22 protein-coding genes are annotated in these 24,617 nt (G+C 62.3%); 6 read left to right on the forward strand and 16 right to left on the reverse strand.

The features are described 5' to 3' along the window. The first annotated feature begins 2 nt into the window (after positions 1 to 2). On the forward strand, positions 3 to 578 hold the full coding sequence (locus tag SB659_RS12380) for a Vms1/Ankzf1 family peptidyl-tRNA hydrolase (RefSeq protein WP_410550608.1): 576 nt from the start codon (positions 3 to 5) through the stop codon (positions 576 to 578). A 1-nt stretch (position 579) separates the two neighbouring features. Here the strand turns inward: SB659_RS12380 and SB659_RS12385 are convergent, their stop codons facing one another. The 3 genes from SB659_RS12385 to hisS form a co-directional block, all read right to left on the reverse strand. Continuing rightward, the gene (locus tag SB659_RS12385) at positions 580 to 1,371 is read right to left on the reverse strand and encodes a GNAT family N-acetyltransferase (RefSeq protein ID WP_410550609.1); all 792 of its coding nucleotides are present in this window, start codon (positions 1,369 to 1,371) and stop codon (positions 580 to 582) included. A gap of 72 nt (positions 1,372 to 1,443) precedes the next feature. Next, positions 1,444 to 3,222, reverse strand: a complete 1,779-nt coding sequence (gene aspS / locus SB659_RS12390; RefSeq protein WP_284977967.1) for an aspartate--tRNA ligase — start codon at positions 3,220 to 3,222, stop codon at positions 1,444 to 1,446. A 66-nt stretch (positions 3,223 to 3,288) separates the two neighbouring features. Beyond that, complete coding sequence (gene hisS / locus SB659_RS12395) at positions 3,289 to 4,662, reverse strand: histidine--tRNA ligase (RefSeq protein WP_284977968.1); 1,374 nt, start codon at positions 4,660 to 4,662, stop codon at positions 3,289 to 3,291. A gap of 206 nt (positions 4,663 to 4,868) precedes the next feature. Between hisS and SB659_RS12400 the strand changes: the two genes are divergently transcribed. From SB659_RS12400 to SB659_RS12410, 3 genes are all read left to right on the forward strand, one after another. Continuing rightward, positions 4,869 to 5,660 carry a peptidylprolyl isomerase gene (locus SB659_RS12400; protein WP_284977969.1) on the forward strand — a complete coding sequence of 264 codons (792 nt, stop codon included), beginning with the start codon at positions 4,869 to 4,871 and terminating at the stop codon, positions 5,658 to 5,660. A 66-nt stretch (positions 5,661 to 5,726) separates the two neighbouring features. Then, positions 5,727 to 7,223, forward strand: coding sequence for a DUF349 domain-containing protein (locus SB659_RS12405; protein WP_284977970.1), 1,497 nt, complete (start codon positions 5,727 to 5,729; stop codon positions 7,221 to 7,223). 84 nt (positions 7,224 to 7,307) lie between these two features. Beyond that, the gene (locus SB659_RS12410; RefSeq protein ID WP_284977971.1) at positions 7,308 to 7,904 is read left to right on the forward strand and encodes a hypothetical protein; all 597 of its coding nucleotides are present in this window, start codon (positions 7,308 to 7,310) and stop codon (positions 7,902 to 7,904) included. A 61-nt stretch (positions 7,905 to 7,965) separates the two neighbouring features. Here the strand turns inward: SB659_RS12410 and SB659_RS12415 are convergent, their stop codons facing one another. The 9 genes from SB659_RS12415 to pdxT form a co-directional block, all read right to left on the reverse strand. Further along, positions 7,966 to 10,359, reverse strand: a complete 2,394-nt coding sequence (locus tag SB659_RS12415; RefSeq protein WP_284974534.1) for a RelA/SpoT family protein — start codon at positions 10,357 to 10,359, stop codon at positions 7,966 to 7,968. Between the two features lie 173 nt (positions 10,360 to 10,532). After that, a complete protein-coding gene (secF, locus tag SB659_RS12420; RefSeq protein ID WP_410550610.1) occupies positions 10,533 to 11,522 on the reverse strand; it encodes a protein translocase subunit SecF in 990 nt (329 codons plus the stop codon). Then, a complete protein-coding gene (gene secD / locus SB659_RS12425) occupies positions 11,522 to 13,273 on the reverse strand; it encodes a protein translocase subunit SecD (RefSeq protein WP_410550611.1) in 1,752 nt (583 codons plus the stop codon). The genes secF and secD overlap by 1 nt, the downstream gene beginning before the upstream one ends. A gap of 115 nt (positions 13,274 to 13,388) precedes the next feature. Further along, entirely contained in the window at positions 13,389 to 13,772 is a 384-nt protein-coding gene (gene yajC, locus SB659_RS12430) for a preprotein translocase subunit YajC (RefSeq protein ID WP_410550664.1), read from the reverse strand. A gap of 189 nt (positions 13,773 to 13,961) precedes the next feature. Beyond that, entirely contained in the window at positions 13,962 to 15,038 is a 1,077-nt protein-coding gene (gene ruvB / locus SB659_RS12435; protein ID WP_284974531.1) for a Holliday junction branch migration DNA helicase RuvB, read from the reverse strand. Continuing rightward, complete coding sequence (gene ruvA / locus SB659_RS12440) at positions 15,031 to 15,681, reverse strand: Holliday junction branch migration protein RuvA (protein ID WP_410550612.1); 651 nt, start codon at positions 15,679 to 15,681, stop codon at positions 15,031 to 15,033. Before ruvA ends, ruvB begins: the two co-directional genes overlap by 8 nt. A 147-nt stretch (positions 15,682 to 15,828) precedes the next feature. Continuing rightward, positions 15,829 to 16,404 carry a crossover junction endodeoxyribonuclease RuvC gene (gene ruvC, locus SB659_RS12445; RefSeq protein WP_284977977.1) on the reverse strand — a complete coding sequence of 192 codons (576 nt, stop codon included), beginning with the start codon at positions 16,402 to 16,404 and terminating at the stop codon, positions 15,829 to 15,831. A gap of 66 nt (positions 16,405 to 16,470) precedes the next feature. After that, entirely contained in the window at positions 16,471 to 17,226 is a 756-nt protein-coding gene (locus SB659_RS12450) for a YebC/PmpR family DNA-binding transcriptional regulator (protein WP_284974528.1), read from the reverse strand. Between the two features lie 3 nt (positions 17,227 to 17,229). Next, positions 17,230 to 17,931, reverse strand: coding sequence for a pyridoxal 5'-phosphate synthase glutaminase subunit PdxT (gene pdxT / locus SB659_RS12455; RefSeq protein WP_410550613.1), 702 nt, complete (start codon positions 17,929 to 17,931; stop codon positions 17,230 to 17,232). A gap of 89 nt (positions 17,932 to 18,020) precedes the next feature. Between pdxT and SB659_RS12460 the strand changes: the two genes are divergently transcribed. Together SB659_RS12460 and SB659_RS12465 are read left to right on the forward strand one after the other, a co-directional pair. Next, positions 18,021 to 19,352, forward strand: coding sequence for a MurT ligase domain-containing protein (locus tag SB659_RS12460; protein ID WP_410550614.1), 1,332 nt, complete (start codon positions 18,021 to 18,023; stop codon positions 19,350 to 19,352). Next, on the forward strand, positions 19,349 to 20,089 hold the full coding sequence (locus tag SB659_RS12465; RefSeq protein ID WP_410550615.1) for a type 1 glutamine amidotransferase: 741 nt from the start codon (positions 19,349 to 19,351) through the stop codon (positions 20,087 to 20,089). The genes SB659_RS12460 and SB659_RS12465 overlap by 4 nt, the downstream gene beginning before the upstream one ends. A gap of 89 nt (positions 20,090 to 20,178) precedes the next feature. On the opposite strand, the gene pdxS is transcribed toward SB659_RS12465, so the two are convergent. From pdxS to thrS, 4 genes are all read right to left on the reverse strand, one after another. Continuing rightward, on the reverse strand, positions 20,179 to 21,105 hold the full coding sequence (gene pdxS / locus SB659_RS12470; RefSeq protein ID WP_410550616.1) for a pyridoxal 5'-phosphate synthase lyase subunit PdxS: 927 nt from the start codon (positions 21,103 to 21,105) through the stop codon (positions 20,179 to 20,181). A 164-nt stretch (positions 21,106 to 21,269) separates the two neighbouring features. Beyond that, complete coding sequence (gene pgsA, locus SB659_RS12475) at positions 21,270 to 21,899, reverse strand: phosphatidylinositol phosphate synthase (protein WP_284977982.1); 630 nt, start codon at positions 21,897 to 21,899, stop codon at positions 21,270 to 21,272. Next, on the reverse strand, positions 21,889 to 22,482 hold the full coding sequence (locus tag SB659_RS12480; RefSeq protein WP_410550617.1) for an HIT family protein: 594 nt from the start codon (positions 22,480 to 22,482) through the stop codon (positions 21,889 to 21,891). The genes pgsA and SB659_RS12480 overlap by 11 nt, the downstream gene beginning before the upstream one ends. 19 nt (positions 22,483 to 22,501) lie before the next feature. Beyond that, positions 22,502 to 24,511, reverse strand: coding sequence for a threonine--tRNA ligase (gene thrS, locus SB659_RS12485; protein WP_410550618.1), 2,010 nt, complete (start codon positions 24,509 to 24,511; stop codon positions 22,502 to 22,504). Positions 24,512 to 24,617 lie beyond the last annotated feature (106 nt).

Genomic DNA, 24,617 nt, shown 5'->3' on the forward strand with positions numbered 1-24,617 from the left:
ACGTGGAACGCCCCTCAGCCAGCGCCCGCCTGGCCCTGGTACCCGCGCCCAGGCTCCACGGCTGGGTGGAGCGTTTCGCGGCAAGCCACGGCGCAATAGAAGAAGACTTCGACGACGACGGTCTGCTGCTCACCGCAGGGGATGGCGCCACTGCTCTGCTCAGGGCCCCGTGGCCGGTGAACGGACGCCCAGGCAGGGGCGCCTCCAACCTTGACCGCCTGGTTTCCCTCGCTGCACAGGAGCGACGGCTCGGAATCCTGCTCGTTCGGCGGGGCGGTTTTGCGGTTGCCGCTGCCAGCGGGTCCGCAATTCTTGCCTCAAAGAGCGGGAAGCGGCACAGCGATCCCAAGACCACGGCCGACTTTGCTGCAGGGATCTTTAACGGCCAGGGCGTGGAGTACATCGTCCCCGGCGGGGACCGTGTTCTCGTCGATCAGGTTCTGGCACATCCATTGCTCAAAGCGGTGGCCGGCTGCACGCGCCTGTCCTTCCTGGACATTCAGGAGCCCAGAAGCTCAGTTCTGGCCAAGGCTGCCGCGGACGCATGCGCCATCCGAATCACAGTAAAAAACCCCTGAGTCAGCAGCCCCCGGGCGCCCGCGTCAACGGAGCCTGACGGTACAGATAGCTGCCGTATTCCGAAAAGCCAGCCTTGCCGTAAAGGCCCTGCGCGCCAACATTTGGCGCTGTCACCAACAACCAAAAGCCCTGCAGTCCCCTCCGGGCGCCAGCGTCGAGCAGGGCAGAAAGCACCCTGGTGCCGTAGCCGCGCCGGCGGTGCCCCGCTGACGTGGCCATGCTGTAAAGACCGCCCCAGCCATCCACCAAGGCAAGACGTCCGACGGCGGCCGGGACGCCGTCGTCGTCCCTTACCAGCGCATACAGCGAGGGACAGCCCGTTAGAATCTCGCGCGCAATCGCCAGTTCCCCACCGCCGCCTCGCCCGTCAACGGCCCACCAGAGGTCCAACCACTCCTGGGTTGGCTGCTCGGAAAGCTCAACGCTGTGTGCAGTGGGGAGGAGTGGCAGTGCGCCCACATCGCGGACCATGATCTTGGTTTCGGACTGCTTCGAGAAGCGTTGCCCATCCAAAACAGTATTGAGGGTGGCGCTCCGGGGATCGTCGAATACTTGGAAGATCAACGGTAGCCGGCGCTTTCTGTACCACTCCGACGCCGCGCGGACACCAGCCGCGATGACGGTTTCGGTGGACGATCCTGCCGCGCCACAACCGGGGTCCCTTGGCCACACCGAATTGGCACGTTGCGTCACGCCCTGGGATGCACGCAGTACCCACTCTCCCGTGTCCTCGCGCTCACGTGCTGGCCAGGCCTTGTCCATCAGCGTTTCCAGAAGCGATTGTTCGAGCACTCTGCGCACCCTTTCTCTGCAGGAACACCAAAGGCTCCCCACTATGGCGGGGAGCCTTTGGCTACCGGTCTATCAGGACTTGGTCTCAGGCTTGGTTTCGGGCTTGAAATCTACGCCCGCTTCCTTGCGCTGCTGTGCCGTAATCGGGGCAGGCGCCGCGGTGAGCGGGTCATAGCCGCCGCCGGACTTCGGGAAGGCGATAACGTCGCGAATGGACTCGACGCCCGCCAGGAGCGCCACCACGCGGTCCCAGCCAAGGGCAATGCCGCCGTGTGGAGGGGCGCCGTACTTGAACCCCTCCAGAAGGAAGCCGAATTTGGTCTCTGCGTCTTCCTTGTCCAGCCCCATGAGCTGGAACACGCGTTCCTGGACGTCGCGCTCATGGATACGGATGGAACCGCCGCCGATTTCGTTGCCGTTACAGACGATGTCGTAGGCGTAGGAAAGCGCTGACTCAGGATCTTTGTCGAACGTGTCCATGAATTCCGGCTTCGGCGAGGTGAAGGCGTGGTGGACGGCCGTCCATTGCCCTGCACCAACCGCCACGTCACCGGATGCCACTGCGGCAGCGGCAGGCTCGAACATCGGCGCGTCCACGATCCAGACGAATGCCCAGTCCTTGGGGTCGATCAGCCCCGTGCGGTGGCCGATCTCCACGCGGGCTGCACCCAGAAGCGCCCGGGAAGGGGTCTTCTCCCCGGCTGCGAAGAAGATGCAGTCGCCGGGCTTGGCCCCGACGGCGTCGGCCAGTCCGGCACGCTCTGCATCGGTCAGGTTCTTGGCAACAGGACCGGCGAGCTCGCCGTCCTCTTTGTACAGAACGTAGGCCAGGCCCTTGGCGCCGCGCTGTTTAGCCCACTCTTGCCATGCATCCAAGGCACGACGTGCTTGCGAGGCGCCACCGGGCATGACAACTGCGCCGACGTACGGAGCCATGAAGACACCAAAATTGGTGTCCTTGAAGAATTCGGTCAGCTCGGTCAACTCCAGGCCGAAGCGGAGGTCGGGCTTATCCGAGCCGTACCGCGCCATGGCATCCAAGTACGTCATCCGCTGAATGGGCGTGGGAACTTCGACGTCGATGAGCTGCCAGAGCGCCTTGACGATCGCCTCGCCAAGCTCGATAACGTCGTCCTGGTCAACGAAGCTTGCCTCGATGTCCAGCTGCGTGAACTCGGGCTGACGGTCCGCACGGAAGTCTTCATCGCGGTAGCAGCGGGCGATCTGGTAATACTTCTCAAAGCCGCCAACCTGCAGGAGCTGCTTGAACAACTGCGGGGACTGCGGGAGGGCGTACCAGGAGCCTGGAGCCAAGCGTGCCGGAACCACGAAGTCACGGGCGCCTTCCGGCGTCGAGCGCGTCAAGGTGGGCGTCTCGATCTCAACGTAGCCACGCTGGTGCAGCAGTTCGCGGGCAACCCGGTTCGCTTCCGAACGCAGGCGCAGGTTGCGCGCCGGGCCGGGACGGCGAAGGTCGAGGTAGCGGTGCTTCAGGCGTGCTTCCTCACCCACTTCGACATGCTCATCGATCTGGAAGGGCAGCGGATCGGAGGTGTTGAGAACCACAACCTTGTCCGCGATAACTTCGATCTCGCCTGTGGCAAGCGCCGGGTTCTCGTTGCCTTCGGGGCGCTTGTTGACTGTGCCCGTCACCTGCAGGACGTACTCGTTGCGCAGTCCGTGGAAAACCTCTTCCTCGCGGACCACAACCTGGGCCACGCCGGATGCGTCACGCAGGTCAACGAATGCCACGCCACCGTGATCACGGCGACGGCCCACCCAGCCGGCCAGGGTAACGGTTTGTCCAATGTGCTCGGAACCAAGTGATCCGAGGTCATGTGTGCGCAGCACAGCATTCCTTTCAGCGTGAAAAATGAGGGGGACTTCCGCAAGGGCGTCCCGGTCCGAGTTTACCTGTCAGGCCGTGGTGACCCGCACATGCAGGTCATCCTCCGACGGCGACCAGCTCAAGGGATCGGCGTCAACCTGCTCCCCGGAGCGGAGGTCTTTGACCTGGTGCTTGCCGTCCTCGTTGGTGAACCATACGAACGGGATGCCCCGGCGGTCAGCGAACTTGATCTGCTTTCCAAACTTTTCCGCTTTCGCGGCAACTTCGGTGGCAATCCCGCGTCCGCGAAGCTCGGCCGCAATATCCTGCGCGGCAGACCAGCTGTCGTCGTCATTGAGGGCCACCAGGACAGCTGTTGGCACAGCCCGGGAGGCAACGGCGAATTCCTGGCTGAGGATGCGTGAGACCAGGCGGGTCACGCCGATCGAAAGTCCGACGCCGGGGAACTTGCGGTTGCCCTTACTGGCCAGGGCATCGTAGCGTCCGCCGGAACAAATCGACCCCAGCTGCTCATGGCCCACCAACACGGTCTCCACTACGGTCCCGGTGTAGTAGTCCAACCCGCGGGCGATGCTGAGATCAGCTACCACCTTGCCCGGGGCCCGCTGGGCCACGGCTCCTATCACCTGTTCAAGTTCGCCCAAGCCTTCATCCAGAAGGTCGTCCTTGACGCCTAGTGCGCGCACCTGCTGGACGAACGATGTGTCCTCGGTGCGGATGGTGGCGAGCTTCAATGCCAAGTCAGCTTGCTCATCCGTTGCGCCAAGCTCGCTCTTGAGCAGTTGCGCCACTTTCTCGGCGCCGATCTTTTCGAGCTTGTCGATGCTTCGGAGCACGCCGGCGGTGTCAGTCAGGCCAATGCCCCGATAGAAACCCTCCGCGAGCTTGCGGTTGTTGATCCGCAGCCTGAAATCAGGGATGGGGAGGGCGCCCAGGGCTTCGGCAATTACCAAGGCGATCTCGATGTCGTAGCGGAAAGGCAGCTCACCGTCGCCCACGACGTCGATATCGGCCTGGGTGAACTCGCGGGCGCGGCCTTCCTGCGGACGTTCCCCACGCCACACCTTCTGGATCTGGTAGCGGCGGAACGGGAAGGCCAAGTATCCGGCATTTTCCACGACATACCGTGCAAAAGGGACTGTCAGGTCGAAGTGCAGGGCCAAGGCATTCGGATCTGCCTTCTCAGCTCGCTGGGTGGAGTCCGTACCGGCGGAACCTGAACCGGCGTCGTCGTCCTCCTGGAGCCTGCTCAGTCCGTAGACCTCTTTATCGATGTCGCCTTTGCGCAGCAATTGCCCCACGGTTTCCACGGCCCGCGTCTCGATGGAGGAAAAGCCGTGCAGTTCGAATGTGGTGCGGAGCGTATCGAGCACATGGAGCTCCACGAGGCGCTCCTGGGGAAGCCACTCGGGGAATCCGGACAGGGAGGCGGTACGGGCCATGGTGGAAAGGTCTCCTCAAAGAAAGCTGACAAAAGTGCGGGCCGCCAGGATTAAGCGCGTCATTGGCGTTTATGGGGCGGGCGTCCAGCTGGTCATGCATAAACTATGTGCGGCAGTCAGTTTATGCTTTCCGCGCGTGCAGTTCTAATGCATCGTGCCGATCTCCCGCAGGCAGCCGTGGATCATGGACACAATCAGGAGGACTCTTGGCAACAAGATCGCGGGACGACCGTGAAGCGAAACGGCGCATCCGGCAGATGGAAGCCAAGCGCGCCCTGCGGCAGGAGCAAGCCAAGAGGCGCAAACGGGATAACTATCTTGCCATTGGTGCCGCCGCTGTGGCGGTGATCCTCGCCGTCGTGCTTCAACTCACCGCGTTCAGTTCGAATCCGAGCGAATCGGAATTCGCTGCCGCGGAAGCCGGCCTCAGCTCAGCGTCGGCCTCCCCTTCTTCGAACAGCCAGGGAATCCCAAGCGCTGACACGGCGGCCGGGAAGACGTTTACGGGTCAACTGGCGCTCAACAGCGGCGTTGTGGGCGTCGAGCTCGACGGGAAGGTAGCCCCGCAGGCGGCTGCTGTGTTCAAGTCCTTGGCTGACTCCAACTACTACAAGGGCGCCCTCTGCCACCGGCTGACCACAGCCCAAACCTTCGGTTTGCTCCAGTGCGGCGCCAAGTCCCAAGACGGCGCGGACGATCCGAACTACCACTGGGGCCCGTTGGAAAACACCCCGGCGGATAACAAGTACCCGGCAGGGACTATCGCTGTGGCCCGTAGCTCCAACAACGCATATGGCAACGGGCACCAGTTCTTCATCATCTACAAAGACACGAATATTCCTGCCGATGCAGCAGGCGGTTACACGGTGGTGGGCAAGGTGACCAGTGGCTTGGACGTCATCACAAAGATCGCTGCAGCGGGCCTTCAGGCGGGCGCCACCAATAATGACGGCGCCCCTGTGGCACCTGTCACGATAGACTCGTTTTCTCTGAAGTAGAGAACTCCAGGCCCCAGCCCGGGGAGCAGTACCAGAGCGGTCCCTCCAAGCGAAAGACTTTTAGCGGTGACAGACAGTCAGAAATCCGACGAAACAGCAGCAGCGATCCCCGACGAATCCGGCGTGGCAAACGACGATAAGGACGCGAATGCCATCCCCGAGACTGGGAACACCCCGGAGAGTGAAGCGCCTGCTTCACCCGTAGCTCCACGGCCCACGCCCCCTGCTGCCCCTTCCCCGGCGGCGATGGCTGCACGGCCCAAGGCGCCGGCCGCCGTCGTTCCCGCCGCGCCGGCTGTGTCCGCGGCCGCGTTGGCTGAAGCAGCCAAGTGGGGACGCGCCGAAGGCGATGGCCACGTGTTCCTCTCCCTCGATGGTGAAGAGATCCCTGTTGGCCAGTACCCGGGCGTCAGCCCCGATGAGGCGCTGGCCTACTTTGCCCGGAAGTTCGACGACGTCATCGCCCAGGTGGTCCTGTTGGAGCACCGTGTAAGTTCCAAGGCGCCGGCAACGGACATGCAGAAAACCGTGACCCACCTGCGGGAACAGCTGGCCGAACGGAACATGGTGGGAGACATTCGGGGCGCCGAGGCGCGCTTGGACACGCTGTCCGCACAAATCGTGGAGTTGGAGAAGTCCGAGAAGGCAGCCCATGAAGCAGTTCGCGCTTCCGAGCTCGCCGCACGCGAGGCGATCGTGGCCGAAGCCGAGTCGATTGCCGGCCAGGACCCTGCTCAAATCCAGTGGAAGACCTCCAGCGCCCGCATGAACGAGCTCTTCGAGACGTGGAAGGCTGCGCAAAAGAGCGGCGTTCGGCTGGGACGGAGCAACGAGGACGCACTGTGGAAGAGGTTCCGTTCGGCGCGCACAGTGTTTGATCGGCACCGTCGCGCCTACTTCTCGCAACTGGACAGCACCAACTCTGCTGCAAAGGCCGCCAAGGAAGCACTCATCGCGGAGGCTGAAGCTTTGTCCTCCTCCACTGACTGGGGCTTCGCTGCGGGTGAGTACCGCAGGCTGATGGATCAGTGGAAGGCGTCTCCGCGCGCCAGCCGCAAGGACGACGACGCCCTCTGGGCACGCTTCCGTGCCGCCCAGGACGTTTTCTTCAGCCACCGGCAGGCAGCCAACGAACAGATTGACCAGGAATACACGGCCAACCTTGCCGTCAAGGAACAGCTGGTTGCGGAAGCCCAAGCATTGCTTCCGATCAACGACCTCAACACTGCCAAGAAGGCCCTCCAGTCCATCAGGGACCGCTGGGAAGAGGCCGGCAAAGTGCCGCGGGCAGATATGGGCCGCATCGAGGCCGGCCTGCGCAAGGTTGAAGACGCGGTCCGTGAAGCCGAAGAAGAGAAGTGGCGGCGCAGCAACCCCGAAACGAAAGCTCGGACGAACAGCGCCCTCTCCCAGCTTGAAGCTGCTATCGCTGGCCTCAAAGAGGATCTCGACAAAGCAGAGAAGGCCGGCGACCAGCGCCGGATCAAGTCTGCCAAGGAAGCGCTGGACGCCCGTCAGGCATGGCTTGACCAAATCCAGCGTTCTGCCAGCGACCTCGCGTAGCTGAACGCAGGGCTCCGTTCCGGTTTTCCACATAGCCGGGGCGGAGCCTGTACTGCTTGGACCGCTCCACGGAATGATCAGTGAATGGTCCACGCAGTAGCCGCCCCAAACCTGCTGGAGCCGGTCATCGCCGAGCTCTACTCCCCCAGCCCCATCTTTACATGGGTCGAATTACAGTGCATGGCGCTTGATGGGATCCTGCTCCCCCTTTACGGGAAGTCCTATGCGGCCCCGGGTGTCGCCCTGACCGCACGCCTGAGAGCCCGGGCGGCAGCGCTCACGGTACCCGAAAAGATCCGCACGCGGGTCGTCGCGGGTCGCCTCACTGCGGCATGGATCTATGGCTGTGCCCCGCCACCGGAAAACCTTGCACTCCTGGTGGACGCCAAACATCGGATTTCCAGCCTGAGGAGCACCAAAGGCTGCAGCCTCCACGAGGTCCGGCTCGGACAATTGGACGTGGTGAGCTTGGGCGGACTGCTGGTCAGCAGTCCTTTGCGCACAGCCACCGACATCGCCCTGCATGTGCAACCCGAGCGGGCGGTGCCCGCCCTCACACGCCTTTTGAACCATCCGGAGCTCGGCGTCAGGCTGCGCCTTTTGACCCTGGCCGTCGAAGCGGCGCCCCGGGTTCCCCACAAGAAGCGGGCGTTAGCCACACTGGCCCATCTGGCCAGGTAAGGGAGCTACGCCCCGCAGGAGGACCCGAGCCAGTTGCAACTATCGCTGGTTACAACCGGCGCTAGTTGCGGCGTCGGTTGCCGGTGGTCCGGTAGACGTCGAAGACTCCGTCAATCCGGCGCACGGCATTCAGGACGTGGTGCAGGTACTTGGGATCGCCCATCTCGAACGCGAACTTGGAGATCGCTACCCTGTCACTGGAGGTGTGCACGGAAGCTGCGAGGATATTGACGTGGTTCTCTGACAACACACGTGTTACGTCAGAGAGCAGCGACTTCCTGTCCAAAGCCTCAACCTGGATCTCCACGAGGAAGACACTTGACTGGGTTGGGGCCCACTCAACATCTACGATCCTGTCCGGCTGGTCCCGAAGTCCCGAAACGTTGGTGCAGTCCGTCCTGTGAACGGAAACGCCGGAACCCCGGGTGACAAAGCCGAGGATGGGATCCGGAGGAACGGGCGTGCAGCACCGGGCCAGCTTGACCCACACGTCGCCGACGCCCCGAACGATCACGCCAGAGTCGGAGAACTTGGACTTGGCAACCTGCGTCGGGATACTGACCTCATCGAGGTCCTCGTCCGGGGTTTCATGGCCGCCAAGGTGCTCGACCAGCTTCTCCATGACGGACTGCGGGGACGTGTGCCCGTCTCCGACGCCCGCGTAGAGCCCGGATATATCAACGTAGTGGAAGTCCTCCGCCACGGCTGATAGGGCGTCGTGCGTCATCAGGCGCTGAAGCGGGAGATTCTGCTTCCGCATCGCCCGGGTCAACATGTCCTTGCCCCGGTCGATGGCCTCCTCGCGGCGCTCCTTGGTGAACCATTGCCGGATCTTATTCCTGGCCCGCGCGGATTTGACGAAGTGCTGCCAGTCCTGGCTTGGACCGGCACCTTCGGCCTTTGAGGTGAAAATCTCAACCCAGTCACCATGGTTGAGCTCACTGTTCAACGGGACCAATTTCCCGTTCACCCGGGCTCCGATGGTCCGGTGACCCACCTCGGTGTGCACGGCGTAGGCGAAGTCCACAGGAGTGGAACCGGCCGGCAGGGCCATTACCTCACCCTTGGGAGTGAAGACGAAAACTTCCCGGGCATTTATTTCATACCGCAGGGAGTCCAGGAACTCTCCCGGATCGGAAGTCTCCTGCTGCCAGTCCACCAGCGACCTCAGCCAACCCATATCGCCATCGCGCGGACTTCCGGGGCCGACGGCGGTCCGGTTGGGCTGATCCTTGTACTTCCAGTGCGCTGCCACGCCGTATTCGGCCCTGCGGTGCATCTCGTGGGTCCGGATCTGGATCTCTACGGGCTTGCCCCCGGGCCCGATGACGGTAGTGTGCAAGGACTGGTACATGTTGAATTTCGGCATGGCGATGTAGTCCTTGAACCGCCCGGGAAGCGGGTTCCATCGCGAGTGCAACGTGCCCAACGCCGCATAACAGTCACGGACCGAATCCACCAGGACGCGGACGCCCATGAGGTCGTTGATGTCGTCGAAGTCTTTGTCGCGCACGATCATCTTTTGGTAGATCGAGTAGTAGTGCTTAGGGCGCCCGGTGATGGTCGCCTTGATCTTCGCGGTTCGCAGATCGTCCGCTATCTGGTTACGGATGACGCTGAGGCTCTTCTCGCGCTCAGGGGTGCGGTCCCCCACCATGCGCACGATTTCCTCATACACCTTCGGGTACAGGGCAGCGAAAGACAGGTCCTCAAGCTCCCACTTGATGGTGTTCATGCCCAAGCGATGAGCCAAGGGGGCAAAGATTTCCAGGGTCTCGCGGGCCTTGCGGGATGAAGACTCGGCAGAGACAAAACGCCAGGTCCGGGCGTTGTGGAGGCGGTCAGCCAACTTGATCATCAGCACGCGGATGTCCTTGGCCATCGCCACGACCATTTTGCGGACGGTTTCAGACTGCGCCGCCTCGCCGAAACTGACCTTGTCCAACTTGGTGACGCCGTCCACCAGCATGGCAACCTCGGGCCCGAAGTCCCTCGTCAGGTCTGCCAACGTGTAGGGCGTGTCTTCAACGGTGTCATGGAGCAACGCCGCCGCCAAAGTGGTGCCCGTCATCCCAAGTTCAGCGAGGATGGTTGCTACTGCTACCGGGTGGGTGATGTACGGATCGCCGCTCTTGCGCTTCTGGCCCTGATGGCTGCGCTCGGCCACCTCGAACGCCCGTTGAATGAGATCGAAATCTTCCTTGGGGTTATTGGCCCGGACAGTCCGAAGCAATGGCTCCAAAATCGGTGAGTACGGGGCCGAACCGCGGCCGGTGAGGCGGGCAAGGCGGGAGCGAGTGCGCTCGCGCCGGCCGGGAAAAGTAGGGCGGACACCGGGAGTATCCACCGGAACGGCACTGAGGGAGCGCCCAGCTACGCTCGTAGCCGGGCCGGCCACGGCCTTGTTGCCGTCTTCCCCGCCCGAAGGTGGCGCCGACGTCGCACGTTCTTCCACAGAAGTACCCCTCACAAACGATTCAATTCTCCCAGTCTATTCCCGCAACTGAATGCTTCCGCAACCGGAGGGGCACATGACGGGGCGCCGCAGGAGCCTCGACGGTCACACCAAAGAGCCGGCCCTCACTTGCGTGGGGACCGGCTCTGAGGCAAACAGCAAATATTGCCCGACTAAACGGTGGCCTCTGCCCGCCGGTGAGCTACCTTTTTGGCCTGCTTTACCAGGACGGCCTCGCCTTGACGGAGGGCTGCGTAGAGGGGGGCCGCGATGAAAATCGTGGCTGCGGTACCGATAAGGATGCCCACGAACAGAGCCAACGACAGGTCCCTGAGCGTTCCAGCACCCAACAAGCCCGCACCGATAAACAGAATGGCGGCCACAGGCAGCACCGCCACCATCATGGTGTTGATGGAACGGACAAGGGTTTGGTTGACCGCGAGGTTGACCTCCTCGGCGAAGGTCCGCCGCGTGGAAGAAGCAATGCCGGACGTGTTCTCACGGATCTTGTCGAAAACCACCACGGTGTCGTACAGCGAGTAGCTCAGGACGGTCAGGAAGCCGATAATGGCCGACGGCGTCACCTCGAAGTCGCTCAGGGCGTAGACCCCTGCCGTGGTGAACATGGTCACGAGCATGCCCGCCAATGCTGACAACGACATCTTCCATGTCCGGAAGTACAACGCCATCAGGACGGCGGCCAAGCCCACGAAGACCAGCAGGCCGATGAGCGCCTGGCGCGTCACGTCCTGCCCCCAGGTTGGTCCAACGAAGTTGGATGTCACCTCGTTGTCGGTAACCCCGTAGGCGCTCGTCAGGCCTTCCTTGATGCGGTTGGTCTCGTCGTCAGTCAAGTGATCCGTTTGGATGCGCATGGTGTTGCCCGCAACGTTGGCCACGCGCGGAATTGCGCTCGGGACCACGCTGTGGACGGCTTTCTCGCCGAGGCTGGGGTCAGTGGTTTTGACGTTGGACACCGTGAACTCGGACCCACCGCGGAAGTCGATGCCGAGGTTGAATCCACCTTTAAGCACGGGGATCACGATGGACAGCGCAACGATGACGCCCGCGATGATGAACCAGATGCGCCTGGAACCAACAAAGTTGTACGAGCGCTTGCCCGTGTATAGCTCGTTACCGAAGGTTGCGAAGCTCGTCCTCATTACTTCTCCTCCTTGGTGCCGTTGGAAGTGCCAGTCAGCTGGCCCTTCTCGGCAAGGCGCCGCTCGGCGATTGTCATGCGTCGTTCAGCCTCAGCGGTAGCGCCGGCATTCCGTGCGCGCACTACGGTTGGTTTTTCATCCGGTGTCCGGAGGCGGCCCGCGCCGCGGTACAGGGGAATCGCACCGAGGCGGTCAGGGGAGAGTCCCGAGAAACGGTGCCCCTCGGAGAAGAAGCGCGTGCGCGCAAGGACCTGCAGCATCGGGTGGGTAAACATGAACACCACGATCAGGTCGGCAACCGCAGTCAGGCCAAGCGTAAACGCGAACCCGCGCACGCTGCCCACAGCCACAAAGTAGAGCACGACGGCGGCCAGGACGTTGACTGCCTTGGAGGCCAGCACAGTCCGCTTGGCGCGCTTCCAACCGTTCTCGACGGCGGAGACCAGCCCGCGGCCTTCCCGCAGCTCATCGCGGATGCGCTCGAAGTAAACGATGAACGAGTCGGCCGTTTGACCGATCGCCACGATGAGGCCGGCAACGCCCGCAAGGGAGAGCCGATAGTTTTCGGTCCAACCCAGCACGGCAATGGCCAGGTATGTCAGCGCGCCCGCCACGACGAGGGAGGCGATGGTAACGAATCCAAGCGCCCGGTATTGGAACAGCGAGTAAATCACAACCAAGGACAAGCCGATGATGCCGGCCAACAGTCCGAGCCGGAGCTGATCCCCACCAAGGGTGGCGGAAATCTGCTCCTGTGACTGGATGTCAAAGCTGATGGGCAACGCACCGTAGCGCAACTGGTCCGAGAGCGCTTTGGCGGAGGCTTGGGTGAAGTTGCCGGTAATTTGGGGCTTGCCGTCAGAAATCACTGCCAACGCGCGCGGTGCCGAGATGACTTTGTCGTCAAGGACGATCGCGAACTGCGACTTGGGGTCGTTTCCGCCCTGGGCCTGCGATGCGGCATAGAACTGGTTCAAGCGTGTGGTGACGTCCTTGAACTTGGCGGTCGCAGCGGCGTCGAACGTAATGGTTACGCCCCAAGAGTTGGTGACGGAACCCTGGGCACCCTGGACGGGGTCGTACGAGGACGAGGAGATGTCCTGTCCCTTGACCTCCACGGGTCCGAGGATGTACTTGACTGCCGGAGTCTTGTCCGTGGCAGCCTCACACGTCACCAGCGGCTTGGCCGGGTCCGAGGCTTGTGCCTTTTCCGCAGAGGGGTTCACGCAGTCAAGAGCTTCGAATTGCTTGTAAATATCCGGCGTTACCCAGTTCTGGTCGCTTGCGTTCGCCGGAGCCGCTGTGGGCTTGGGCAACTGCGCATCAGGCGTCCGTGAAGCGATCGGGACGGCTGCAGGGTCTCCCGTCAGAATTACCGGGCGGAAATTCATGTTCGCCGATGCTTGAATCAGATCGCGGGTTTCCTTGGAGGGAGTTCCAGGAAGGCTCACGACAACGTTGCGCCCGGACTGGGTGCTGATCTCAGCCTCCGCGACGCCCGAACCGTCAACACGCTGCCGGATGATGGCGACGGCTTGGTTGAGTTGGTCCTCATTGATGCCGCTGGAGCCCTCCACCTTGGGGGCGAGGATCATCTGGGTTCCGCCTTCCAAGTCCAAGGCAAGCTTGGGAGCCCAGGTTGCGTGGCCTGTCACCACTCCCCCGGCCAGGACGGCGGTGAGTACAACTAATATTGCTCCAAGCCAAGTCAGCACCTTGCGGGCTGAGTTTTTGGGGCCGGTCCGTGCCATTATCGATCTTCCTGTTATCGCCGGACAGCCGCCGGCGGACACTGATGCGTGCCTGCCGGCGGCTCTCTGCTGCCGTAGAAGTTGTTCCGCGCCTTAGCGGCGCCGGAAACCCTTCTTAGTTGTCCTTCTTGTCCTCTGTGTTGAGCCGCGCGATGGTCTCATCCGGGGTCTCCGCGACGCCGGGCAGTTCCGTTCCAGTCGCGGTCAAGGAAGAAGCGTCATCCGGAACAACAGGAGCTTCCTCGGGCGTCGCTTCAACCACCTTGGTGACGGCTTGACGGTGAACAGTTGCCTCGATACCCGGCGACAGTTCGATAACTACCTTGTTCTCAGCTTCGTCGATGGAAACGATGCGCCCGAAGAGACCGAAGCTGGTCATGATGTCCACGCCAGGGGCGAACTTGGACTGCATCGCGGCCTGCTGCTGCTGGGTCTTCTTGTTGCGGCGGAACATCATGAAGACAAAGAGTCCAAGCATGACGAACAGCAATATGGTCATTGGATCCACAGGGAAGTTCCGTTCTGTACTTACGTTTTGGTTCACGGCAACGTCCCCGGGAGATCCTGCAGCCGCGGAAGTAAAACCCCCGGAAAGCGTTGCGCCTCACCTGCAAGGGGGCACATGGATCAAGGACTCGAACGTGCCGAGCGTCATACCAGTCTAGGGGGAAAACCTGAAGACCGCGTGTTAACCGGCTGTATCCATGGTTTCGGCGTGGTTTTGGTCCTCATCAAACAGCGCCAAAGTCTCCTGCCCGAAAACCCCTGCGGGCACTGCATAGCCCAGATGGGTCCACGCGGCGGCCATGGCAATGCGGCCCCGCGGTGTTCTTCCCAACAGTCCTTCGCGGACCAGGAAGGGCTCAGCCACCGTTTCAACCGTTTCCGGTTCCTCCCCCACGGCAATAGCGAGCGTGGACAAGCCGACGGGACCCCCATTGAACTTGGTGATCAAGGCCTCAAGGACGGACCTGTCCAAGCGGTCCAAGCCCCGCGCGTCGACCTCATACATGTCCAAAGCCGCCGACGCCGAACGGGCGTCAATTTGCTCGATACCGTGCACGAGTGCCCAGTCGCGGACGCGTCGAAGCAGCCTGTTAGCGATACGGGGCGTACCACGGGACCTGCCGGCGATCTCCGTGAACCCCGCTGAATTGACCTTGAGGTCCAATAAGCCAGCCGAGCGACGGAGGACCAGCTCAAGTTCATCAACAGAGTAGAACTCCAAATGGCCCGTAAACCCGAAGCGGTCGCGCAGCGGACCCGGGAGGAGGCCAGCTCGCGTAGTCGCCCCGACCAAAGTGAAGGGAGGCAGGTCCAGTGGGATCGCCGTGGCGCCGGCACCTTTGCCCACCACGATGTCCACACGGAAGTCCTCCATGGCCATGTACAACATTTCCTCGGCCGGGCGGGACATCCGGTGGATCTCATCCAGGAACAGGACTTCGCCTTCAGTCAGGGAGGAGAGAATCGCTGCTAAATCGCCGGCGTGCTGGATCGCTGGACCGCTGCTGATCCGGAGGGGAGCATTCATTTCTGCGGCGATGATCATGGCCAAAGTGGTTTTGCCGAGGCCCGGAGGGCCTGACATCAGGACGTGATCTGCGCTGCGGCCCCGCATGCGCGAGGCCTCCAGTACCAGCGCCAGCTGTTTGCGGACCCGGTGCTGGCCCACAAAGTCGTGGAGGTTTTTGGGCCGGAGTGCGGCCTCAATGATCCGCTCTTCGGGCTCTTCACCCCCTGTGACCAATGACTGCTCAGCCACGGCTGCCTACGCGGTTGCCAGCACGGGCCCCGTCTTGGCCCAGCCAACGGAGGGTGGCGCGGAGGATTTGCGCGACGTTTCCGCCTTCGGCCAGTTCCGGCGAATCGACCATGGCCTTGTCCACACTGCCGGCGGCGTCCTTTTCCGACCATCCCAGGCTGGTCAGTGCGGCGACTACTTGGGGCTTCCACTCCGCGCTCAGAGCCAATGCGGGAGCCTTGCTGTCGCCTGCCCCCGTTCCCAGGGGTACCAGCTTTCCGGCAAGTTCCAGGACGATGCGCCCGGCAACTTTGGGACCGATGCCCGGCACCTTGGTGAAAGTCTTCCCGTCCCCGGTGTGGGCGGCCACCCGAATGGCTTCGGGTTCGTGAACAGCGAGAACGGCCAACGCCAGCCTGGGCCCCACTCCGCTGACACTGAGGAGGACGTCAAAGACTTCCCGCTCGTCCTCGTCGGCGAATCCAAACAACGTCAGGGAATCCTCCCGGACGATCATTGAGGTGAACAGCTTTGCTTCCGCACCTACCGTGAGGTGGCTCAAGGTCTGCGGCGTGGCGAAGACGCTCATCCCAGCCCCGTTGAGGTCAATAACTGCGCTCGACAAGCCAACATGGGCCACGATCCCGCGAAGAAAACTGATCAAGACCCGGCCCCTGACGGTTGTCCCGCTCCGATGCTTTGCATTGCCATCCACATTCTCCTGCACGTTGCCGCCAAGGCCCGAGTCAGACCCCGGCCAAAGCCGCCTATCCGAACATATCTACGAATACCCTAGCAACATCGTCAGCGATCAACGCGCACGGCGCGCTTTCGCCTCGGCGTCGGCCCATGCTTTTTGCGCTGGAGTCAGCGAACTGTTGCCTGCACCGCCGTTCGCCGCGAGACCGCTACCTGCGCGCCACGCGTGCGTGAGGGCCAAGGCGAGGGCGTCAGCGGCATCAGCGGGCTTCGGCGGCGCGTCCAGGCGCAGTATCTTGGTGACGAGCTTGGTAACGGCGTCCTTATTGGCAGTACCGCTTCCGGTTACTGCTGCTTTGACCTCGGATGGCGTATGCAGGGCCACCGGAATCCCCCGCCTCGCCGCAGCGGCGATAACGACGCCGGAGGCCTGGGCGACGCCCATGACGGTGCTGACGTTCATCTGCGAAAAGACCCGTTCGACGGCGACGACGTCCGGCGTGTGCAGGTCCAGCCACTCGTCGATGGCTTGGGCGATGACCAAGAGCCGCTTGTCCAAAGTGAGCTCAGCGGAGGTGCCAACCACTCCAACGGCAACCATCGTGGCCCGCCGGTTCCGCTCAATGTCCACCACACCGATGCCGCAACGGGTAAGGCCCGGATCGACTCCCAACACACGAAGAGTCACGTCCGGGCCTTCCTTTTGTCTTCAATTAACAGCACTGCGGGACGCCACCGACGAATGTCGAAACGCCTATTCGGCGTCGAGGGCTGCTTGGACTTCCTCACTGAGATCAGCGTTGCTGTAAACGTTCTGGACGTCGTCCAACTCTTCCAAGGCGTCCACGAGCTTCATGAACTTCTTGGCGCCGTCGACGTCGAGGTCAACCTGCATGGACGGAACGAATTCGGCTTCGTCAGTCTCGTACTCGATCCCTGCGTCCTTCAGGGCATCCCGAATGGCTTGGAGGTCGGAGGGTTCGGAGTGGATTTCCCAGTTTTCTCCGCTGTCCTTGACTTCCTCGGCCCCGGCTTCCAGCACAGCCATGAGGATGTCGTCCTCGCTCAGGCCGTTCTTCGGCAGCACCACCACGCCCTTGCGGGTGAACAGGTAGCTAACAGAACCGGGGTCGGCGATGGTGCCGCCATTACGTGAGATGGCCAAGCGCACTTCCGAGGCCGCACGGTTCTTGTTGTCGGTCAAACATTCGATCAACAGCGCAGAGCCCTGGGGGCCCCTGGCCTCGTACATGATTTCGGTGTAGTCGACCACTTCGCCGGTGAGCCCGGCGCCACGCTTGATGGCGCGGTCGATGTTGTCGTTGGGGACCGAGGTCTTCTTGGCCTTGGTGACAGCCAGTTCCAGGCCCGGGTTGCCGGCGAGGTCGGGACCACCCATGCGGGCAGCAACTTCGATGTTCTTGATCAGTTTCGCGAACGACTTGGCACGCCTGCCGTCAATGATGGCTTTCTTGTGCTTGGTGGTCGCCCATTTGGAGTGGCCTGACATGCTTTACGCTTCTCCTCTGATCATTCGAATAAAGAGTTCATGCACGCGCTTCTCGCCCGTCACTTCCGGGTGGAAGGAGGTTGCCAGCAGGTGGCCCGAACGTACTGCAACAATTCTAGCCAATCCGTGCAAAGTGGCGGTGTGGCGGGCATCGTCAGGCTCCACCTGGGCAAGTACCTCAACACCAGGCCCTACCCGTTCCACCCACGGGCCGCGAATAAATACTGCGTGGACGGGCTCGACTCCGCCTTCACCGGCACTAAAGTCCAGCCCCTTGAAATCCAGGTCGGTTTCGAAGGACTCCCGCTGGCGGCCGAAGGCGTTACGCCGGACGGTGATATCGAGGCCACCGAATGTCTGCTGCGCGTTGCCCTCAAGATCCTCGGAAGGATCCGCGATCTCGTCGGCCAGCAGGATCATGCCGGCACAGGATCCGTAGACCGGCATGCCTTCGGCAATCTTCTTGCGGAGGGGATCACGCAGCTCAAAGATGCGGGACAGTTTATCGATGGTGGTGGACTCCCCACCGGGGATGATGAGTCCATCGACGTCGTCGAGCTCGGACGGCCGCCTCACGCCTACACCGGTGGCACCTGCCGCCTCAACGGCGTGAAGGTGCTCACGGAAATCTCCCTGCAGGGCAAGAACGCCGATCCGGAGTCCTGAACCCACGCGTGAAGAAGCGTCAGAAAAGGTGTTGGTCATTGATCCATCATAGTGCTCCGCGGCGATGGAGCGGCGATGGACCTGGCGTGCAGGACCGACACATTGGGGACTGGGATATATTACAGAGCATGCCTTCCTTCAGCGTCCCCCTCGGCAAGCTGGTCCGCACCTTGTCCCGGCTTCGGGGCGGAGGCTCCGCTTTTCCGGGACTGGTGGTCGAAAAAATAGACCCCGGCTTCATGCAGAGAACCCTCTCCTCGCTCCCCCACGGCGTGGCCGTGGTCAGCGGTACCAACGGCAAGACCACCACCACCAAAATGGTGGTGGAACTCCTCGAAAGCCAGGGCCTCAAGGTCTTCACGAACCGCAGCGGCAGCAACTTCACCCGTGGGGTGGCTGCCTCACTACTGGGTGAGGTGGACTGGCGCGGCCGGCTCGACGCTGACGTGGCCATTCTTGAGCTGGACGAGGCCCATGCGGTGCACTTCGTCAACAAGGTAGAGCCCCGCTACAGCCTTCTGTTGAACGTTCTCCGAGACCAGTTGGACCGCTTCGGCGAGATCGACAAGACCGCACGATTGCTGGAGCACATTGCATCGAAGACAACGGACACGGTTGTCCTGAACCGCGAAGACCCGCGGGTGGCCCGCATCGCCGATACCCTCAACCGGCTTGATGCGGCTCACCATCCGCAGGTCAGGTACTTCGGCCTGGACGAGTCCCTCCGCAGCACCTTCCCCAACGACGACGACATGCGCACCACGGGCATCGGCCCCTCCCCCTCCGGGACTCCGGTTGCTGCCGCCGCCGGTGAGCCCGTCGCCCTGCCGGCTGCCGACGTCGTACTGCGCCGTGTAGGCGGCCAGGACGCCGACTTTGAGTTCGACGGCGAAACCGTGACCACCGAGATGAAGCTTCGTGGCGTTTACAACATCTTCAACGCCGCTGCGGCGCTGTCACTGGCGCGTTCCGTGCTCGGGACAGGACCGGTGGATACCCCCAAACTGGTCAAGGCACTGGCCGAAGTTGCTCCCGCTTTTGGGCGGGGCGAAAGCCTCACCGTCGATGGACAGCCGCTCGAGCTGGTTTTGGTTAAAAACCCGAGTGGTTTCAGGCTCGGTTTGAAGTCGTTCCCGGCCGGTGGATATGCCACGATGATCGCCATCAACGACAACTACGCCGACGGCAGGGACATGTCATGGCTGTGGGATGTCGAGTTCGAGTCGTTGCGCGAGGACGGCGTGGAAGTCCTCACCGGGGTTCGAGCCTACGACATGGCGCTTCGCCTTCAGTACGACGAGGTGCCCTTCGGCGTCGTGGAGCCGGACATCACTGCGGCGCTCCGGACGTTCATCAACGGCTCGCGAGGCAAGCCGAAACGGATCTTCTGCACCTACACATCCATGCTCGCCATCCGTCGCGAACTGGCCAAAGTCACCATAGTTGAGGTGGTCTCATGACCTCGGAAGCACAGCCAAGCAAGGGTACGCTGCGCGTTCTGCAGCTTTACCCCAAGGACATGAACATTTATGGGGACTGGGGCAACGCCCTGGTACTCAAGCGGCGGATCGCGTGGCACGGGTATACGCCGGAACTGTTGGAATACAACGTCGGAGATGCTTTCCCGGACGACGTCGACATCATCGTCGGTGGTGGCGGCCAGGACAGTGGCCAGTTGGTGATCCAGGACGACCTCCAGACCCGGGCGGAGCAGTTGCGCAAGCTGGCCGACGACGGCGCGCCCATGCTGGCGATCTGCGGCCTCTACCAACTGTTCGGCAAGTTCTTCAAGACCAGCTCGGGGTCGGTCATTCCCGGGATCGGCATCCTCGACGTCGAAACGTATGGAACCGACGAACGCCTGATCGGGAACGTCATCATGCAGACCACCGAATTCGGTGATGTCATGGGCTACGAGAACCACAGCGGGCAAACCACCTTGGGTCCCGGTGCCCAGCCGCTGGGGACCGTCACCAAGGGTGCGGGCAACAACAGCAAGGACGGGCACGAGGGCGCCCGGTACAAGAACGTCGTGGCCAGCTACCTGCACGGCTCCCTGTTGCCGAAAAACCCGGCCATTGCGGACTTCCTCATCCGCATCGCTGCCGAGCGCAAATTCGGTTCCTTTGTGCCGGGAACGCCCGACGACGACTACGCCCGCCTCGCCAGGGAGCACGCAGCACGCCGGCCCCGCTGAGGTTCGGAAAACAGCAGCAAACGACGACGCCGGCCGGTCACCAAGGTGACCGGCCGGCGTCGTACTTTTGCTCGCTAGAAGCGTCCCTGTTACCAGCCGCGTTCTGCGAGGCGGTGGGGCTGGGGGATCTCGTCGACGTTGATGCCGACCATCGCTTCGCCCAGGCCGCGGGAGACCTTGGCAATGACATCGGGGTCGTCGTAGAACGTGGTGGCCTTGACGACGGCGGCGGCGCGCTCTGCCGGGTTCCCGGACTTGAAGATGCCCGAACCAACGAACACACCATCAGCGCCGAGCTGCATCATCATCGCAGCATCAGCCGGGGTCGCGATCCCACCGGCGGTGAACAGCACGACGGGGAGCTTGCCCGTGGCCGCGATTTCCTTCACCAGCTCGTACGGGGCCTGAAGTTCCTTGGCCGCAACGTACAGCTCGTCCTCGGGAAGGGAGGAAAGCTTCGCGATCTCGGCACGGATCTTCCGCATGTGCCCGGTCGCGTTGGAAACATCCCCGGTCCCGGCCTCACCCTTGGAACGGATCATCGCCGCGCCCTCGTTGATGCGGCGCAGCGCCTCACCAAGGTTCGTGGCACCACAGACGAAAGGAACGGTGAAGTTCCACTTGTCGATGTGGTTCACGTAGTCAGCCGGGGTCAGGACCTCGGACTCGTCGATGTAATCGACGCCGAGGGACTGCAAAACCTGCGCTTCGACGAAGTGACCAATGCGGGCCTTCGCCATGACCGGAATGGACACAGCAGCGATGATCGCATCGATCATGTCCGGATCGGACATGCGGGACACGCCACCCTGGGCGCGGATATCGGCAGGGACACGCTCAAGCGCCATGACCGCCACAGCACCGGCGTCCTCAGCGATACGGGCCTGCTCGACGTTAACGACGTCCATGATGACGCCGCCCTTGAGCATCTCCGCCATACCGCGCTTCACACGGCTGGAGCCCGTGACGCTGTTCGCGGCAGAACCGGCTTCGTTGCTTACATCTGGTGTAGACACAAAAACCCCTATGGGTAGATAAACGACCTTCTCACCGGCGGCACGCGCAGCCACATAACCGCTTTCTGTGCACACCGGGTTTTCAGGTCAAGGTGACCAAGTACTAGTAATAGTAGTCCCAGCTAGCTGGGTGCCCGTACATTCATGACAGCAGCGGCAGCACCTTACGCTGGTGCGGGTCCGTCCGCTTGAGCCATGGCTTGACGCCGCACTGCGGACATCCGCTGGACGATGGTGACGGCACTGGCCAGCGCCAACAGCACGAGTGTGGCCAACAAGACAACGGGCGGAAGCCCGAGGCCCGTGAAACCGGCAACCACCAGCACGGAGACCAACCGTTCAGCGCGTTCAGCGATTCCAACGCTGGCGTGGTAGCCCAAGGATTCTGCCTTGGCACGTGCATAGGAAACCACCATGCCCACAACAAGGCAGACGACGGCGGCCGCACCGATCGCCGGGTCCGCGCCCTTCGTGAAGGACCAGATCGTCAGTCCTGCGAAGATCGCCCCGTCAGCCAGGCGGTCGAGAGTGGAGTCAAGGAAGTTTCCCCAGCCCCCTGAACGGCCCTCCAAACGGGCCATGATGCCATCGACCACATCGGAGAACGCAAAGAAGGCGATCACCACCGAACCCCACCACAGGTGTCCAAGCGGATAGAGCACCAGCCCACCCACAACCACCCCGGCCGTGCCGACCATGGTGACGGCGTCCGGTGACACTCCGCTTCTAAGAAGCCATCGTGCCAGTGGGGTGAAAAGTGACGTGAAAAAGCCGCGCGCGTGCTTATTCAGCATGCGACTCCCCTGGCCACGCCTCAGCGACCAGCTGGCGAACCTCGTCCAGCGTCTGCGTGATGGCCTTGGTCTGGGCAATGATGGGGAAAAAGTTGCCGTCCCCACCCCACCGCGGAACCACATGTTGATGAAGATGGGCGGCGATGCCTGCGCCTCCCGTGACGCCTTGATTCATTCCCAGGTTGAAGCCGCTCGGATTAGAGACTTTGCGCAGCACCCGCATGGCCGTCTGGGTCAAGTCGGCGAACTCCGCCGTCTCTTCTTCTATGATATCGGTGTAATCCGGTACGTGCCGGTACGGGCACACCAACAGGTGCCCTGGGTTATACGGGAACAGGTTGAGCACTACGTAGCACGTCTTGCCCCGGTAAACGATGAGTGATTCTTCGTCCGAACGGGTTGGCCCTACACAGAACGGGCAGTCGTCCTTGTTCTTGAACTGGTCCTGCCCGCCCTTGATGTAGGCCATGCGGTGCGGAGTCCACAAACGCGCAAAAGCGTCCGGAACGCCAGCCAGGCTGAAGTCATCAGTTACCTCGGCGTCGTGCGGATACTCAATTGCGTCGCCTGTGTACTCCTGCACCGTCTCGTTGTCCGTTCCGTCAGTTCTCGCGGTTCTTGACAGCGTCCACGATCCTGCGAACGGCCTCGGACACGGGAACACCGTTATCCTGGCTGCCATCACGGAAGCGGAAGGACACAGCACCGGCCTCGGCGTCCTCGCCACCGGCGATGAGCACGAACGGAATCTTGTCCTTGCTGGCAGTGCGGATCTTCTTGGGGAACCTGTCCGAGGAAATATCCACCTCGGCCCGGATGCCGGCCGCTTTCAGCTGCCCGACGACGTCGAACATGTAATCGTTGAAGGCCTCCGCAACCGGAATCCCCACTACCTGTACCGGGGCAAGCCACGCCGGGAAGGCGCCGGCGTAGTGCTCGGTGAGGACCCCCATGAAGCGTTCCACGGAACCAAACAGGGCACGGTGGATCATGACCGGGCGCTGACGGGTGCCGTCCGCGGCCTGGTATTCCAGTTCAAAGCGCTCCGGAAGGTTGAAGTCGAGCTGGATCGTGGACATCTGCCATGTCCGGCCCAAGGCGTCCTTTGCCTGGACCGAGATCTTCGGGCCGTAGAACGCAGCTCCACCCGGATCCGGCACCAGCTCCAAGCCGGATGCTGTGGCAACCTCCGACAACGTGCGGGTGGCTTCCTCCCATGCGGCGTCGTCGCCCACGAACTTCTCTTCGTTCTTGGTGGAAAGCTCCAAGTAGAAGTCGTCCAGGCCGTAGTCCTTGAGCAGCCCGAGGACGAAGTTGAGCGTGGTGGTGAGTTCGTCCTTCATCTGTTCGCGGGTGCAGTAGATGTGGGCGTCGTCCTGGGTCATGCCCCGGACACGGGTCAAGCCGTGCACCACGCCGGACTTCTCGTAGCGGTAGACAGAACCGAACTCGAAGAGGCGCAGGGGAAGCTCGCGGTATGACCTGCCACGCGAGCGGAAAATCAGGTTGTGCATGGGGCAGTTCATCGGCTTCAGGTAGTAGTCCTGGGCCGGCTTGCGAACGGTGCCGTCCTCGTTGAGTTCGGCGTCCACCTGCATCGGCGGGAACATCCCGTCCTTGTACCAGTCCAGGTGGCCCGAAACTTCGTAGAGGTGGCCTTTAGTGATGTGTGGGGTGTAGACGAACTCGTATCCGGCGTCCACGTGGCGTTGGCGGGAGTAGTCCTCCATGGCCTTGCGGATGATGCCGCCCTTGGGGTGGAATACCGGAAGTCCCGAACCCAGCTCATCGGGGAACGAGAACAGATCCAATTCCACGCCGAGCTTGCGGTGGTCACGGCGCTCTGCTTCGGCGATGCGCTCCTGGTAGGCCTTCAGCGCTTCCTTGGTAGGCCAGGCGGTGCCGTAAATGCGCTGCAACTGCTGGTTGTTCTGGTTGCCGAGCCAATACGCGGCGGAGGAACGCGTCAGTGCGAACGCATTGGAAATAATTTTGGTGTTCGGCAGGTGCGGGCCGCGGCACAAATCGCACCAAACGCTCTCGCCACTCTTTCGGTCCACGTTGTCGTAGATGGTGATGTCTCCGGCGCCAACCTCAACATTGACCCCTTCAGCAGCGTCTGCGGCGTCGTTTTTCTTGCCGAGCAGTTCGAGCTTGTAGGGCTCGTTGGCCATGGCCTCGCGCGCTTCTTCTTCGGTCACGACGCGGCGGACGAACTTCTGGTTCTGGTTGATGACCTTCTGCATCATCTTTTCCAGTTGCCGGAGCTCCTCCGGTGTGAAGGGCTCAGCGACGTCGAAGTCGAAGTAGAAGCCATCCGTGATGTAGGGGCCGATCCCCAGCTTGGCCTCGGGCCGCAACTGCTGGACCGCTTGTGCCATGACGTGGGCCGTGGAGTGGCGGAGGACGTTGAGTCCGTCCGGAGAATCGATGGTGACGCCTTCGACGTCGGCCTCGGCGGGAAGGACCTGGTCAAGGTCTTTCAGGACGCCGTTGACGCGGGCTACAACGACGTCGCGGCGTTCGAAGAAGAGTTCCGCGCCGGTAGTCCCTTCCGTCACCTTTGTCTCTTCGCCATCGACGATGAGGGTGATCTGTTGGGCATCTGACACGGGTGTCTCCTATTCATGGTTGAGGCTTCATAGCTTGTGGCGTACGGGGACCACAGCCAGCCACCGTCAATCGTATCCGCTTCCGTCGAGGCGGCAAAAGCAGCGC

Source organism: Arthrobacter sp. SIMBA_036 (genome assembly GCF_046535135.1).
Lineage (GTDB): Bacteria > Actinomycetota > Actinomycetes > Actinomycetales > Micrococcaceae > Arthrobacter.